Raw genomic sequence first — 14,635 nt, forward strand, 5'->3', positions numbered from 1 at the left:
GATTGCTGTCGATAGCGGCTCGGTGACGGCTACGCTTGCCAGGTGCCGAACGATGTGATCGATGGTGCACCCGAGCGCGAAGCCGGTCCCGTCCGGCCACCCGGGTATCGCCGCTGGCTTCCGGACCGCTATGCCTTCGGGGGGCTGGTGGTCGCGGTCCTGTTCGTGTGGCTGTCGTTGACGCCGACACTGCTGCCGCGCGGTCCGTTCTTCCAGGGATTGGTCACCGGCGTATCGGCGGCGTTCGGCTACGCCATCGGATTCCTCGGTTCCAAGTTGGTCCGCTACCTCGTGCAGCGGGAGGCGCCTACCCGTGTGAAGACAGTGGTGCGCCGGGTCACGTCGGTGATCGGAATCGTCGGAACCGCGGCAATGCTGGTGTGGTTCTGGGATTGGCAGTCGCAGTTGCGGGCGATCATGAGTGCCGCACCGTTCCCGTGGTTCGGGTATCTCGTCGTGGTGGTCGTGGCGGTGCTGATCTATGTCGGGTTGGTGGCGCTGGCCCGGGTGCTGCTGCGGGCGGTGTGGTGGGTCGAACGCAAGATCAGCCGGGTGGTGCCGCGGCGGATCTCGGCGACGGTCATCGGCGTACTGGTGGTGGCGCTGCTGTTCGCACTCGTCAACGGCGCGGCGGTGCGCGTGATCATGTCGGGGCTGAACAATTCGTTCGCCGCCGTCAACCAGGAGACCAAGGCCGGTGACGAGCCGCCGACGTCGTCGCTGCGTTCGGGCGGACCGGACTCGCTCGTGACGTGGGATTCGCTGGGGCGGCAGGGCCGTTCCTTCATGTCGCGTGGCCCGACCGTCGAAGAATTGTCCGCGTTCAATGGTGGGCGGCCCGCGGTGGAGCCGATCCGGACTTACGCCGGGCTGGCCAGCGGCGGTGATTCGATCAGCGGGAACGCCCAGCTGGCAGCGGACGAACTCGAACGCGCCGGCGGGTTCGATCGTGCGGTGGTGGGCGTCGCCACTACCACCGGTACCGGGTGGATCAACGAGAGTCTCGCCTCATCGCTGGAGTACATGTACAACGGCGACACCGCGATGGTCGGATTGCAGTACTCCTATCTGCCGAGTTGGCTGTCCTTCCTGGTGGACAAGGAGCGTGCCCACCAGGCCGGGGAGGCGTTGTTCGACGCGGTGTACGACAAGTGGAAGGTATTGCCACCGGAAACTCGTCCGAAACTCGTCGTGATGGGAGAGAGCCTCGGATCCTTCGGGGGCGAAAGTGCATTCGGCAGTGTCGACGATGTCGAGGCCCGTACCGACGGTGTGCTGTTCACGGGGCCGCCGAACGCGAACGAGATATGGACCGATGTCACCACGAACCGCGATCCGGGCTCGCCCGAATGGCTGCCGATCTACGAGCAGGGGGAGACCGTCCGCTTCGGAGCACGCGCACCGGAGGACCTGCCCCGCCCCGACGCCCCGTGGGGACGGCCACGGATGGTCTATCTCCAACACCCGTCGGACCCGATCGTCTGGTGGTCACCGGAACTCCTGCTGAGCGAGCCCGACTGGCTGAAGGAGGACCGTGGCTACGACGTCCTCGACAGCACACAGTGGTTCCCGTTCGTGACTTTCCTTCAGGTGGCGGCCGACATGGCGGTGTCGACGGGCGTTCCCGACGGGCACGGACACACGTACGTCGTCGACATCGCCGACGCGTGGAACGCAATCCTGTCGCCCGACGGCTGGACCCCGGCGGACAACGACCGCCTGCGGACGACGCTCGCCGAGATGGGGGAGGACGGCTGACCTGTCGCGTGCGCCGACGGCTACGGCGCCGCGAGGAAGGACCTGACAGCGGGTGCGAGATCGGTTGCGTTGGTAACGATGTCGAGGTGACCGCCGGGGTGCAGGTGTAGCGTCGCGTGCGGCAGGAGCGCGCTCATGATGTGGGCGTTGGCGATGGGAATGATCGGGTCGTCGGTGCCCGCGACGATCAGTGTGGGCTGCCGGATGAGCGGAAGTATCGGCAGGCTCGTCCACATCGCCCCCGCGAGGAGTTGGTGGAGATATCCGATGCGGGAGCCCGTGTGCATCTGTTTTCCGAAGACTTGCGCGACGGCTTCACCGCCGAGGCGGGCCGTGCCACCGTACAGGTCGCCGGCGATGGCAGCCGCATAGCCGGTGTCGGTGAACCGCCTCGGAGTCAGCATCTTCGCGAGCACACGCGGGTGGCCCGGAATCATCAGGGCCCCGGTCCCGGTCGCGACGAGGACGACGCGCCGGCAGCGCTGCGGGTTCTGCAGGGCGAACTGCTGGGCCAGCGCTCCGCCCCAGGACAGGCCGAGGATGTCGACGACATCGACCCCGATCTCGGTGAGGAGGCGGCTCAGGCCGCACGCGAGGGCAGGAATCCCGTACGGGACCGGTGATGCCGGCGAACCCCCGGTACCGGGCACGTCGAAACTGATGATCGTCGCCTTCGGATCCATCGCGGCGACCAGCGGGTCCAGCACTTCGAGGCCGGCTCCGATGCCGTTGCACAGGACCAGGGGCACACCGGTCCCGCGGCGGATCCGCACCCGGATCCGCCGACCACCGACCGGAACGACCTTGTCGTCGAACTGGTCGCGCCCACCGAACAATTCGGTCACGCTCACGTGTAGAGCACCACGACGTCCGCGATGCACACTGGACGCGTTCCGCCGTCGATCTCGTAGGTCAACCCGAAGACTGCCTCGATGCCGGCCGGTTTCCGTTGCGCGGCGATCACGGACACCGTGACGCGCAGCGCGGAACCGACGGGCACGGGCGCCGGGAACCGCACCTTGTTCAGGCCGTAATTGAGGGCGGCGTGCACGCCGTCGACGGTGAGAACCTCGGCGAGGATGCTCGGGGCGAGCGACAGCGTGAGATAGCCGTGAGCGATGGTGCTGCCGAAGGGGCCACGGGCCGCGCGTTCGGGATCGGTGTGGATCCACTGGTGGTCCCCGGTCGCGTCGGCGAACAGATTCACCTGATCCTGAGCAATTTTGAGCGTGCCGGTGGTTCCGATGGTCTGTCCGACGAGCCCGAGGAGATCGGTGGGGTGGGCAAGGTTCATGGTCATGGTGTGCCTCTGATCGTGTCGTGCGGGTCAGCTGTGATGGACGTAGGTGCCCGGTGCCGGGGCGAGCGGCGGGAACTGCCGGGCACCGAGGCCGTGGGGTGCGTCGACGTCGGGTCCGCTGCGCTCGGCCAGCCAGCGGGCGTAGTCGGGCCACCACGAGTCGGACGCGGTCTCCGCCGCGGCCAGCCACTCGTCGGGAGTCTCCGGGACGGGCTGCCCGAATCGGAAGGACGCCCGCGGATTGCCCGGCGGGTTCACGAGTGAGGCGATGTGTCCGTTCGACGACAGCACGAAGCGGGAGTCCTTGCTGCCGAGGAGTCGAGCGCTCCGGTAGGTGGACTGCCACGGGCAGAGGTGGTCGGCGGAGCCGCCGACGACGTACGCGTCGGCGGCCACGGTGGACAGGTCGACGGGTGTGCCGAGCATGGTTGCCGCCCCTGGAGCCGTCAGCGCGTTGCGCAGGCCGAGCAGGACGAGGTCGCGGTGCAGTGCCGCCGTCATGCGGGTGGTGTCGGAGTTCCAGAACAGCACGTCGAAGGCGGCGGGAGCGCGGCCCTGCACGTAGTTGTTCACCCAGTACCGCCAGACCAGGTCGCTCGGCCTTAGCCAGGCGAACATTTCGGCGAGGGTGCGGCCGTCGAGATAACCCCTGGCGGCCGAGTCGCGGATCGCGGCCGCGGCGGCGCGCTCGCTCATCACGGCAGCCGCGGTGCCGGCCTGGGTCTGGTCGAGCACGGTGACGGCCAGGGTGAGGCCGGCGATGCGGTCGCCCTCACCGATCTCGGTGAGATGCGCCGCGACCATCGCCGCGAGAATCCCACCCGAGCAGGTGCCCAGGACGTGGGCGCTGTCGGTCCCGGCGACGCACTGCACCGTATCGAGCGCCTCCACGATCGCCGAGCCGTAGGTGTCGGCATCCCAGTCCCGGTGCCGGGCGTGGGGGTTGCGCCAGGAGATCGCGAAGACCTGCTGACCCTGCTGCAGGAGGTACTCGATCAGGCTTCGGCCCGGTGCGATGTCGAGGATGTAGTACTTGTTGATGACGGGCGGGACGATCAACAGCGGTGTGGCGTGGACCTTCTCCGTCTGCGGCGTGTAGTGGATCAGTTCGAAGGTGCGGGTCTGCAGGACCACGGCACCCTTCGTCGCAGCCACGTCCTCCCCGACGGCGAACGCGTCGGGTTCGACCATGGCGGGCACGCGCGGTTTCGACAGCATGTCGCGGACGAGCGCGCGGACTCCGCGTGCCGCGCTGAGGCCGCCCGTGTCCACCATTGCCTTCCAGCCCAGCGGGCTGAGAAGTGGATTGTTGGTGGGGGACAGGCCTTCGACGAGGTTGTCGAGGACGAACCGCATCCGCTCGTGGTCACGCCAGTCGAGTTCGGCGTCGTCGAGCAGGGCCGCAGCGGTGTGCGACGTCGCGAGATACGCCTGCATCGCCCGGCGCAGGGCCGGATTCTGCTGCCACGCGGCGTCGCCGAACCGTTTGTCCGACTTCGCGGGAGTTCGATCCGAGGTGCCGGCGGCGATGGCGCCGAGTTCGCGGACGAGGGCGCCGCCGCGCCGGGCGACGGTACCCGGCCGGCCGGCGAGGCCGACCCCGAGACGGGTCCAGGAACTGTCGGGGAGCATGCGGGCGGCGACGCTGCGGCTTCCGCTGGTGAGGAGAAGGTCGAGGGGAGCGGTGAGCTCGTCGGGGATGGTGGGGAGGGGAGTGTCGCTCACGCTTGTGCTTTCGGTATCAGAGTGCGGCCGGGGCGCGGCCGAGTTCGCGTTTGAGGATCTTGCCGGTGGCGGTCATGGGAAGGGTGGTGACGAATTCGACGGTGCGGGGGTACTTGTAGCTCGCCATCTGCTGCTTGGCCCAGGCGATCAACTCGTCCGCGGTGACCTGTGCGCCGGGCTCGAGGATGACGTACGCCTTGATTTCCTCGCCGTGGCTGTCGTCGGGGACGCCGACGACGGCGGCGAGGGAGATGGCGTCGTGGCCGAGGAGGACTTCTTCGATCTCACGGGGGTACACGTTGAATCCGCCGCGCACGATCAGGTCCTTGGCCCGGTCGACGATGTAGTAGAAGCCGTCGTCGTCGACGCGGGCGAGGTCGCCGGTCCGGAACCAGCCGTCCCGCAGTACTTCTGCCGTGGCGTCCGGGCGGTTGTAGTAGCCCTTCATGATGTTGTGGCCGCGCAACGCGATCTCGCCGATGTCACCGGCTCCGCTGACGGTGTTCCAGTTCTTGTCGACGAGCCGGGCCTCGATTCCCCACACGGGGACCCCGATGGAGCCGGGCCGGGGATCGCCGCCGGGGTCGCTGAACGTCGCGAGCGGCGACGTCTCGGACAGTCCGTATCCCTCGAGGATCTGGACACCGAAGCGGTCGGCGAACCGGGTGAGGATCTCCACCGGTAGCGCGGCGCCGCCGGAGATCGCGAGTCGCATGTTGCCGGCGATGCGGTCGATGTCGGCGGGGTGTTCGTCGAGGGCGCCGAGCAGACCCCAGTACATGGTGGGCACCCCCGCGAAGACGGTGATGTTCTCCCGTTCGATGAGATCGAGTGCGGCGGCGGCCTCGAACCGGGGCAGCAGCACGAGAGTCGCCCCGACCGAGATGCCGGCATTGAGGGTGACGGTCTGGCCGAACGAGTGGAACAGCGGCAGGGTTACCAGGTACCGGTCGTGGGTGGCGGGTGTGCTGTCGAAGAGGCGGTTGGCGGTCAGCGCGTTGAGCACCATGTTGGCGTGGGTGAGTTCGGCGCCCTTGGGTTTTCCGGTGGTCCCGCTCGTGTAGAGGATGACAGCGGTGTCCCCGGGTTCGCGGACCACGGTCTCGACGTCGGTGTCGCGATCCGCGACGGCGTCCGCGAGCGTTCCGATGCCGTCGATCGTGGCGGGAGCGTCCGGGTCGACGGTGATGCGGAACATGGTGCGGCAGTCGGGACTCTGCGTGAACGCCGAGCGCCCGTACTCGCCCATCGGCAGGTCGGGGGTGCCGTCGTAGCACAAGTACGCCTTGGCATCGGAATCTGCGAGGTGGTAGGCGATCTCGCGGTCCTTGAGGAGGACGTTGAGCGGTACGACCACGGCGCCGGCCTTGAGGATGCCGTAGTAGACGACGGGGAACTGGGGGATGTTGGGGCAGGAGAGCGCGACCTTGTCGCCGGGTTCGATGCCGCACGACATCAGCAGGTTCGCGACCTGGTTCGACCGGGCGTCGAGGTCGGCGTAGGTCATCCGTGCGTCGCCGAGGATCAAGGCGTCGCGGTCGGGGAAGCGGCGGGCGGAGTCTTCGAGAAGGACGGAAAGGTTGAGCACGGGAGACTTTCTCGTGATGGGAGGGTGGGAGAAGCGCTACGACAGCGCCGCTGCGGTGGCGGCGCGCACCAGGTCTTCGGTGACCCCGGGCGCGCACTCGCGCAACACCAGGCCGGTGTCGGTGACGTCGACGACGGCCAGGTTCGTGATGATCCGGTGCACGACACCGCGTCCGGTGAGAGGCAGGGTGCAGCGTTCGACGATCTTCGGGGCACCGGACTTGTCGCAGTGCTCCATGACCACGATGACTTTGCGGGCGCCGTGCACGAGGTCCATCGCACCGCCCATGCCCTTGACCATCCTCCCCGGAACCATCCAGTTCGCGAGGTCGCCGGCCGCGGAGACCTGCATTCCGCCGAGGACGGCGGTGTCGATGTGGGCGCCGCGGATCATCCCGAAGCTGAGCGCCGAATCGAAGAACGACGCGCCCGCGTTGACGGTGACCGTTTCCTTGCCGGCGTTGATCAGATCCGCGTCGACCGCATCCTCGTCCGGATACGGGCCGGTGCCGAGGATGCCGTTCTCGCTGTGCAGCGTCACGTCGAAGCCCGCGGGCAGGAAGTTCGGGATCAGCGTGGGCAACCCGATGCCGAGGTTGACGTACTCGCCCGGCGACAGTTCGTGGGCAGCACGGGCTGCCATGTCCTCGCGGGTCCAGCCGATCGTCTCGACGATGGTGGTCATGTCAGTCCTTCCTCGCGGCGACGGTGCGCTTCTCGATTTGCTTGTCCTGAGTCCCGGTGTGGACGATCCGGTCGACGAAGATCCCCGGCAGGTGTACCTGCGCCGGGTCGAGGACCCCGGGCTCGACGAGCTGCTCGACCTGTGCGATACAGATGCGGCCGGCCATCGCGGCGAGCGGGTTGAAGTTGCCTGCGGCCTTGGCGAAGACGAGGTTGCCTTCGGCGTCGCCGATGCGGGCGTGGACGAGTGCGAAGTCGGCGGTGATCGACTCCTCGAGCACGTACTGGCGGCCTGCGAACTCGCGGACCTCTTTCGGCGGAGACGCGACGGCCACCGATCCGTCGGCTGCGTACCGCCACGGCAGCCCGCCGTCGGACACGGGCGTTCCGACCCCGGCAGGGGTGAAGAACGCGGGGATCCCCGCACCGCCGGCACGCAGCTTCTCGGCCAGGGTGCCCTGCGGCGTCAGTTCGACCTCGAGTTCACCCGACAGGTATTGGCGGGCGAATTCCTTGTTCTCCCCGACATACGACGCGGTGACGCGGCGAATCCGGTTGCGGGTGAGCAGGATCCCGAGCCCGCGGTCGTCGACGCCGCAGTTGTTGGAGAACACCTCCAGGTCGGTGGCGTCACCGGCGGCGATCGCGGCGATCAACTCGTCCGGGATGCCGCACAACCCGAACCCGCCGACCGCCAGCGACGCACCGGGTCCGATGTCCGCGACGGCGTCGGCGGCCGAACCGAACACTTTGCGCGTCATCGGGCATCTGCGTTCGCGAGGCCGGGGACGACCGTGCTCTCGATCAGTTCCCGAAGCAGTTCCTCGGCGTATGGCCAGTACCCGTAGCCGGCGGCGGGATTGAGGTGGCCCACGGCACCCAGGTCGACGAGCTTGCTGCCCCACGACTCGGCCATCCCGGCGACCCGACGGAATCGGGCCATCGGATCGTTGGTGCTGGCGGCGACGACGCTGGGGAACGGCAGCCGGCCCCGGGGGACGGGATCCCAGCCACCCTGCTCGAGTTCCCCGGGGGTGGGATACCCCGCGGGCAGTGGTTCCTCGAGGTCCGGTGGGGTGACCAGCAGGGCGCCCTGGACCGGGCGGGTGGACTGCTGCGCCCAGTGGACGGTGATCGCCACTCCCGCACTGTGAGCGACCAGCACGACCGGGCCGTCGATGTCGGCGACAACGGCGTCGAGTGCGGCGACCCGGGCCGCGAGGCTGAGCTTGTCCTGTTCGAGCGGCGGCACCGTCCGCGCGGTGTCGAGTCGCTCGGCGAGCAACGTCTGCCAGTGGTCGGCGACGTGATCGCGCAGTCCGGGCACGATCACCACGGTCGGTGCGGTGGAGGTGGAGGTGGTCACGGTCGGCTCCAGTTCTTCGGAGGGTGGATCAGGCGGGTGCGGCGGTGAGGGCGGCGAGCTTGCGGCGTCCGGCCGGGTAGGCGCGGTTGCCGAGGACGAGGGCGACGATCGCGACGATGTAGATCAGGGGAGCGATCTGCAAGGCGGTGACGAGCCCGAAGCGGTCGGCGAGCACTCCGACGACGAAGGGGCCCAGTGCCAGTCCGAGGAGGTTGTTCGCCAGGGTGAGCGTGCCGAAGGCCGAGGCGCGCACCGACGAGTGGGTGAGGTTCGCGACCATCGCGGCGATGGGGCCGGACGAGCCGGCGGAGAAGAAGGCGCCGATGCCGATCAGGACCAGTTGGGGCGTGCCGGTCGGCAACTGGAACCCGGCGCCGAGGAAGACGAGGGAGATCACGCCGAAGACCACCGCGGTGGTCCATTTCCGAGCGGGATCGTTGCGGCTCACGCGGTCGGTGATGATGCCGCACACCACCATGCCGCTGCCGACGAGGAGGACGAAGATCGAGGCCATCGCACCGGCCTTGTCGAGGGCGAGACCGTAGGACCGGTTGAAGAAGCTCGGCAGCCACGCCAGAAGCACACCTGCGGTGAACATCTGGAGACCACCACCGATGTAGGCGAACACGACGGCGGGGGTGGTGAACAGGCTCGAGATCGGCGCCCGGAATCCGGCGGGGCCGGGTGCGTCGGCCGGGTCGTCGTCGGCCGCATGCTGAGCAAGTTTGCGTTCGGAGACCAGAGCCCGGAACAGGGCGACGAGCATGAGCCCGAAGACGGCCATCGCGGCGAACGACCAGCGCCAGCCGAGATTGACGGCGATCACGCCGCCGAGGGCGACGCCGATCACGGACCCGAACGATCCGCCGCCCATGAAGGCGCCGCTGAGCGTGGAGTGCACTCGCGGGGCGAACACGCTGAGAACCACCGCGATGCCGACGCTGCCGTAGGCGGCTTCACCCACGCCGACCAGGAAGCGGGCCCCGAGCATCTGCTCGTAGCTGCTCGCCACGGCGCAGAGCAGGGTGGCGATGCTCCAGAGCACGGCCATCAGGACGAGGCTCTTCACGCGACCCCACCGGTCGGCGAGCAGCGACAGCGGGAGGGTCAGCAGTCCGACCATCAGCGCGACGACGCTGCTGAGCGACGCAAGCTGTGAATCGGTCAGTGTCCATTCGGTTTTGAGGAGCGGGAAGACGGCACTGAGGACCTGCCGGGACATGTAGTCCGACAGCAGCAGACCGAAGGTGAGTGCGAAGACGATCCACGGATAGAACCGGGACCGAGAGGCCGGAGCGGTGCTCCCGGTGGTGGTATTCGGGGTGGTGGTGTTCAGGGCGGTGGTGGCAGGCAGTCCCATGAGGCCTCCTATGGCCGTCAGGAGTGATAAAGGGGTGGGGGAGAGAGCCGGCCGTGCTCGTGTGAGCGGCGGTCTGTCCGGCTCTCTCCCCGGCGTGATGCAAATCCCCCGGCGCCGAGAATCAGGCGTGGTGGGTGAAGCCGACCTGTCCGGGACGACGGTTGGGCGCGTAGCCGAGCTTGGCGAGGGTCTCGTCGGCATCGGCGTAGGTCTGACCGATCCGGTAGATGTCGCGGGCCTCCTTGCCGGTGGCCACCTCGCGACCCAGTTCACCCGCGACGCGGACCAACTGCTCGACCTGCTGGACGGAGGTCATCTTCTCGCCCTTGCGTCCCCAGATGGTGTCTTCGTTACCGCAACGGGCGTGCAGGCCCATCGCGATCGCCATCGCGTTGACCGGCAGCACGCTGCGCATCAGGGTCTCGAGGGTCAGGCAGGCACCGTCCGGGACTCGCTGGATGAAGTTCACCGCCGCCGATGCCGACCCAGGTCAGGTTGAGCGGGCCGGTGTAGATCCCGCGCCGGATGAGCCGCTCGACGGTCTCGAGCTGGGGGATGCTCGAGAGCTGGAAGTGCGGCTGAATTCCGGCCGCCTGCAGGCGACGCAGATGCTCCTCGACCCACGCCGGGCCTGCCGGTACCGTCATCTCCCGGTACGCCTCGGCGAGCTCGGGCCGCTCCATCGAGGTGCCGGCGATGTCGTCGGCGGTCATGAGTTCCATGATGTTCATCTGAGAGGTGTTGATCGCGATCGTCACCTGGTCGGGTGCGGGATCGAGGTCGGCCAGCATGTGCCGGGTGTCGTCCGAGAGCCACTTCGCATCCGCCCCTTCGCCTTCGGGTGCGAAGGAGATCGATCCGCCGACCTGCAGGATCATGTCAGGCACCGCCTGGCGCAGCCCGGCGAGCAACTCGTTGAACTTCGAGAGCCGCTTGGATCCCTTGCCGTCGAGCTCACGGACGTGGATGTGCAGGACGGTGGCGCCGGCCTCGTAGCAGTCCACAAGTCGTCCGGCTCCCACTCGGGACCGTACGGGGCACACGTGATGACCAGCTTCTCCTGGGTCTCGGGGAAGAGGGCGTCGTCGTGGAAGTGCATGGTGTTCTCCGTTCGAAATCGGATCTGATGAAAAGGGGCAGTGAGTAATTCAGAAGGGCCGGTCGCCGACGATGCCGGCGCGCTCCATCTTGCGGACGGCGGGCCAGTAGTCCTGGACCGCGTAGTGCTGGGTGGACCGGTTGTCCCAGATCGCGACGCTGTTCTTCGTCCACCGCCACCGCACCTGGTACTCGGGAATCGACGCCTGGCTGATCAGGTAGTTGAGCAGGTTGCTGCTGCCGGGCGCGTAGTCGATGCCGTACCGGATGTTCTCCGGCGTGTGGTAATTGACGAAGTGGGTCGCGAAAGCGTTGACGAACAAGATCTTTTCGCCGGTCTCGGGGTGCGTGCGCACCACGGGGTGCTCGGCGTCGGGGAACCTCTCGTGCAGCGCGTGCCGCTGTTCCAGCGGCTGCGCGGCACCGAACGACGCCTCGATGCTGTGCCGGGCGCGGAGTCCGTCGATCTGCTTCTTGACCTGTTCGGGAAGCTTCTCGTACGCCAGGGCCATGTTCACCCAGATGGTGTCTCCGCCGATCGGGGGCGTCTCCACGCAGCGGAGCACGCAGCCCATGGGCGGGTTCTCCCGCCAGGTGGCGTCGCAGTGAAAGGCGTTCTCGTAGTGCTCGGCCGGGCTGTCGAGGTCCTTGTAGATTTGCACCAGCCCCGGGTGGTCGGGGTCGCTCCCCACGGCGGGGTGGTCCTCGAGCGGGCCGAACCGCTCGGCCAGCGCCACGTGCTCGGCGCGGGACATGTCCTGGTCGCGGAGGAACAAAACCTTGTACTCGAGCAGCAGTTCCCGCAGTTCGGCGAACAGGGCGTCGTCGCGGGCGGCGTCACCGAGGTTCACGTCGAACAGTTCGGCGCCGATCGAGCAGGTGAGCGGTGCGAATCGGAAGGATCCGGAAGGGGAGAGGATCGTGTGCGGTTCGGGCGAGTAGGTCAGTTGCGCGGTGTCGGTCATGGTGGTGTCTCCGTCGGGGTGAATGTGTTGGCGCGCTGTCAGAGTCGGAACACGGAGGAGCCGATGCTGCGGCCGGATTCGAGATCGTGGTGCGCCTGGACGGCGTCCTCGAGCCCGTAGCTCTGGTTGATCTCGATCCGGATCCGGCCGGCCTCGACGTGCCCGAAGAGTTCACCGGCGAGTTCGGCGCGCTCCGCCGGGTCTGCGATGTAGTCGGCGAGTGCGGGTCGGGTGACGAACAGCGAACCCTTGACGGCCAACTGCATCGCGTTGATCGGAGGAATCGGTCCGGAGGCGGTTCCGAAGCACACCAGCAGTCCGCGCCGGGCGAGGCAGTCGAGCGAGGTCTGGAAGGTGGACTCGCCGATGCTGTCGTACACGACGGGAACGCCGGCACCGTCGGTGATTTCCCGAACCCGCTCGGCGACGTTCTCCCGGGTGTAGACGATCACGTGCTCACACCCGTGGGCGCGGGCGATCGCGGCCTTCTCGTCGGTGGACACGGTTCCGATCACGTTGATGCCCAGCAACTTTGCCCACTGCGTGAAGATCAGGCCGACGCCGCCGGCCGCCGCGTGCAGGAGCACGGTGTCGCCCGCCTTCAGCGGGTGGATGCGCCGCAGCAGGTAGGCCGTGGTCAGACCGCGCATCGTCATCGCGGCCGCGGTGTCGAAGCGGATCGCTTCGGGCAGCGGGATCAGCGGTGCGGCCGGCATCACGCGTTCGGTGCTGTAGGCGCCGAGGGGGCTGCCCGTGTAGGTGACGCGGTCACCGACCTGCACGTGGGTCACGCCGGAGCCGACTTCCTCGACGACACCGGCCGCCTCCACTCCCATGCCCGCGGGCAACTCGGCCGGGTACAGGCCGGTGCGGAAGTAGGTGTCGGCGAAGTTCAGTCCGACGGCCTCGTGCCGGATCCGGACCCCGTGGGGACCGGGCTCCCCGACCTCGACGTTCTCCCACTTCATGACTTCCGGAGCGCCGTGCTCGTAGAACCGAACAGCCTGTGCCACAGTATTTCTCCTCTTCGATGTGATGATCGGTGCGGTGCCGCCGCCGGACCGGCCGCGGTCGGGCGGGGCGGGGGTGACCCGGTGTGGCGGATCACCTCTCCGACCGCTTCTGTGATGCACCTAACAGTACGGGCGCATCCGGTCGATTGCTTACCCTGACGGGACAGACGGCCTATCATTTCGGGACAGGGCATTGGAGGTGGCATGAAACCCCTTGCGCGCTACGCGTCGCTGAACGGATACCTCGAGCTGTGCCGGTCGCTCGGTGTCGATCCGGTGCCGTTGATGAGGTCCGCCGGCCTCGATCCGTCCGGCCTCGCACTGCAGGACCGATGGATCCCGGCCGCGGCGATCGCGCACCTCCTCGAGCAGTCGGTGGAGGCGTCCGGGCACGCAGACTTCGGGGTGCGCCTCGCCGAGCGCCGGCAGTTCTCCAACCTCGGCCCGCTCAGCCTCGTCGTGCGCGAGGAACCCGACGTCCGCAGCGCCCTGCGCGTGCTCACGCGGTACACGCACACGTACAACGAGGCGTTGCAGACGCGGATGTCCGAGTCGAACGGTCTCGCGACGTTGCGTGTCGAACTGGACGTGGGGGAGGCAACCGAGACACGGCAGTCGGTGGAACTGGCGGTCGGAGTGCTGCACCGGCTGCTGCGCGGTTTCCTCGGGGGCGGCTGGAAACCGCTCGCCGTCTGCTTCCCTCATCCGGCCCCTGCGGACGCGGCTACCCACCGGCGTCTGTTCGGGCCGGTGGTGAACTTCGACCACGAGTTCGCGGGCATCGTCATCGACGCCGGCAACCTGGCTGAGCCGAACAAGATGTCCGATCCACTGCTCCGTCGCTACACCCAGCAACTCCTCGAGTCGTGGGAGCCGTCGGACGACGTGACGATCGTGAGCCGGGTCCGCGAGCTGATCGAGCTACTGCTGCCGACGGGCCGCTGTTCCGTCGAGCAAGTGGCTCGCAGTCTGGGGGTCGACCGGCGAACGGTGCATCGCCGCCTCGCCGAGAGTGGGGAGACGTTCTCGACCGTCCTCGACGCGACCCGCGTCGAACTCGCCGAACGGATGGTCGCGAATCCCCGCCTGAGTCTCACCGAGATCGCCGACGTGCTGGCGTTCTCGGCGCCGAGCAACTTCTCCCGCTGGTTCAGTGGGCGGTTCGGGTGCAGCCCGAGTCGCTGGCGCGCTCAGCGTACGGGCGACACCGGGTGAATCGGCCGGCTCTCGTTCAGATCGAGCCTGCTGATGTAGTGGGAGCCGTCGTCGATCGGGTTGTCCGGTGGGAGGTAGCCCTCGCCCACACGGCGGAAGCCGGCTTTCTCGAGCGCGCGCCACGACGCCCGGTTGGGGACGACGACGGGGACGACGATCGCGGTGGCGTCGGGTAGGTCGGCCCGGCACTTGGCGACGAACGCGCTGATCATCGCGGTTCCCAGCCCCTGGCCGGTGTGCTGCGCATCGCCGACGTAGTAGTCGATGGAGATGCTTCCCGGTGGGATCTCGACGAGGGCTGCGAGGAGCGCGAGGTCCTCGGGATAGTCGGCGATCCGGTACCGCTGGATGAATCCGAACGGCAAGCCGTCTCGCAGAACGAGGAAGTCCTCGCAGGGCTCGGTGCCGTCGATGCTGCCGCCGAAGTCGCGCTCGATGTCGTCGTCTGCGGTGTCGTGGTTCCAGAACCGCGCGACGTGTGGTTCGCGGAGCCATCGCTGCAGTTGAGGGAAGAATTCGCGGGTCGTGCGGACGAACTCGAAGGTGACTGCGTCGGCGCTCACG

Annotated in this window: 13 protein-coding genes and 1 pseudogene; 2 read left to right on the plus strand and 12 right to left on the minus strand. The window is 68.0% G+C overall.

What is annotated here, in order from left to right:
- Positions 1-42: 42 nt before the first annotated feature.
- A complete protein-coding gene (locus AZG88_RS04330; protein ID WP_061697024.1) occupies positions 43-1,758 on the plus strand; it encodes an alpha/beta hydrolase in 1,716 nt (571 codons plus the stop codon).
- 20 nt (positions 1,759-1,778) lie between these two features.
- On the opposite strand, the gene AZG88_RS04335 is transcribed toward AZG88_RS04330, so the two are convergent.
- The 11 genes and pseudogenes from AZG88_RS04335 to AZG88_RS04385 form a co-directional block, all read right to left on the minus strand.
- Positions 1,779-2,609 carry an alpha/beta fold hydrolase gene (locus AZG88_RS04335; RefSeq protein WP_025431576.1) on the minus strand — a complete coding sequence of 277 codons (831 nt, stop codon included), beginning with the start codon at positions 2,607-2,609 and terminating at the stop codon, positions 1,779-1,781.
- Positions 2,606-3,058, minus strand: a complete 453-nt coding sequence (locus AZG88_RS04340; RefSeq protein WP_061697025.1) for a MaoC family dehydratase — start codon at positions 3,056-3,058, stop codon at positions 2,606-2,608. Before AZG88_RS04340 ends, AZG88_RS04335 begins: the two co-directional genes overlap by 4 nt.
- A gap of 27 nt (positions 3,059-3,085) precedes the next feature.
- Entirely contained in the window at positions 3,086-4,783 is a 1,698-nt protein-coding gene (locus tag AZG88_RS04345; protein WP_005237952.1) for a PHA/PHB synthase family protein, read from the minus strand.
- A 16-nt stretch (positions 4,784-4,799) separates the two neighbouring features.
- A complete protein-coding gene (locus tag AZG88_RS04350) occupies positions 4,800-6,371 on the minus strand; it encodes a long-chain-fatty-acid--CoA ligase (RefSeq protein WP_005237951.1) in 1,572 nt (523 codons plus the stop codon).
- Between the two features lie 36 nt (positions 6,372-6,407).
- The gene (locus tag AZG88_RS04355; protein ID WP_061697026.1) at positions 6,408-7,055 is read right to left on the minus strand and encodes a CoA transferase subunit B; all 648 of its coding nucleotides are present in this window, start codon (positions 7,053-7,055) and stop codon (positions 6,408-6,410) included.
- Between the two features lies 1 nt (position 7,056).
- Positions 7,057-7,815 carry a CoA transferase subunit A gene (locus AZG88_RS04360; RefSeq protein ID WP_005237949.1) on the minus strand — a complete coding sequence of 253 codons (759 nt, stop codon included), beginning with the start codon at positions 7,813-7,815 and terminating at the stop codon, positions 7,057-7,059.
- Positions 7,812-8,420, minus strand: coding sequence for an RBBP9/YdeN family alpha/beta hydrolase (locus AZG88_RS04365; protein ID WP_005237948.1), 609 nt, complete (start codon positions 8,418-8,420; stop codon positions 7,812-7,814). Before AZG88_RS04365 ends, AZG88_RS04360 begins: the two co-directional genes overlap by 4 nt.
- A gap of 28 nt (positions 8,421-8,448) precedes the next feature.
- The gene (locus tag AZG88_RS04370) at positions 8,449-9,780 is read right to left on the minus strand and encodes an MFS transporter (RefSeq protein WP_061697027.1); all 1,332 of its coding nucleotides are present in this window, start codon (positions 9,778-9,780) and stop codon (positions 8,449-8,451) included.
- 121 nt (positions 9,781-9,901) lie between these two features.
- Positions 9,902-10,879: pseudogene (locus AZG88_RS04375) on the minus strand (3-keto-5-aminohexanoate cleavage protein).
- Between the two features lie 49 nt (positions 10,880-10,928).
- Positions 10,929-11,843, minus strand: a complete 915-nt coding sequence (locus AZG88_RS04380) for a TauD/TfdA dioxygenase family protein (protein ID WP_025431578.1) — start codon at positions 11,841-11,843, stop codon at positions 10,929-10,931.
- A 38-nt stretch (positions 11,844-11,881) separates the two neighbouring features.
- On the minus strand, positions 11,882-12,856 hold the full coding sequence (locus AZG88_RS04385; protein ID WP_007296272.1) for a quinone oxidoreductase family protein: 975 nt from the start codon (positions 12,854-12,856) through the stop codon (positions 11,882-11,884).
- Between the two features lie 204 nt (positions 12,857-13,060).
- Here AZG88_RS04385 and AZG88_RS04390 point away from each other — a divergent pair, with 204 nt between their 5' ends.
- Positions 13,061-14,071: an AraC family transcriptional regulator gene (locus AZG88_RS04390; RefSeq protein WP_061044310.1), complete on the plus strand. Its 1,011-nt coding sequence runs from the start codon at positions 13,061-13,063 to the stop codon at positions 14,069-14,071.
- On the opposite strand, the gene AZG88_RS04395 is transcribed toward AZG88_RS04390, so the two are convergent.
- Complete coding sequence (locus tag AZG88_RS04395) at positions 14,047-14,634, minus strand: GNAT family N-acetyltransferase (RefSeq protein WP_061044311.1); 588 nt, start codon at positions 14,632-14,634, stop codon at positions 14,047-14,049. The genes AZG88_RS04390 and AZG88_RS04395 overlap by 25 nt on opposite strands.
- Position 14,635: the final 1 nt, after the last annotated feature.

The sequence above is a fragment of the Rhodococcus sp. LB1 genome (assembly GCF_001583455.1).
Taxonomy (GTDB): domain Bacteria; phylum Actinomycetota; class Actinomycetes; order Mycobacteriales; family Mycobacteriaceae; genus Rhodococcus_F; species Rhodococcus_F opacus.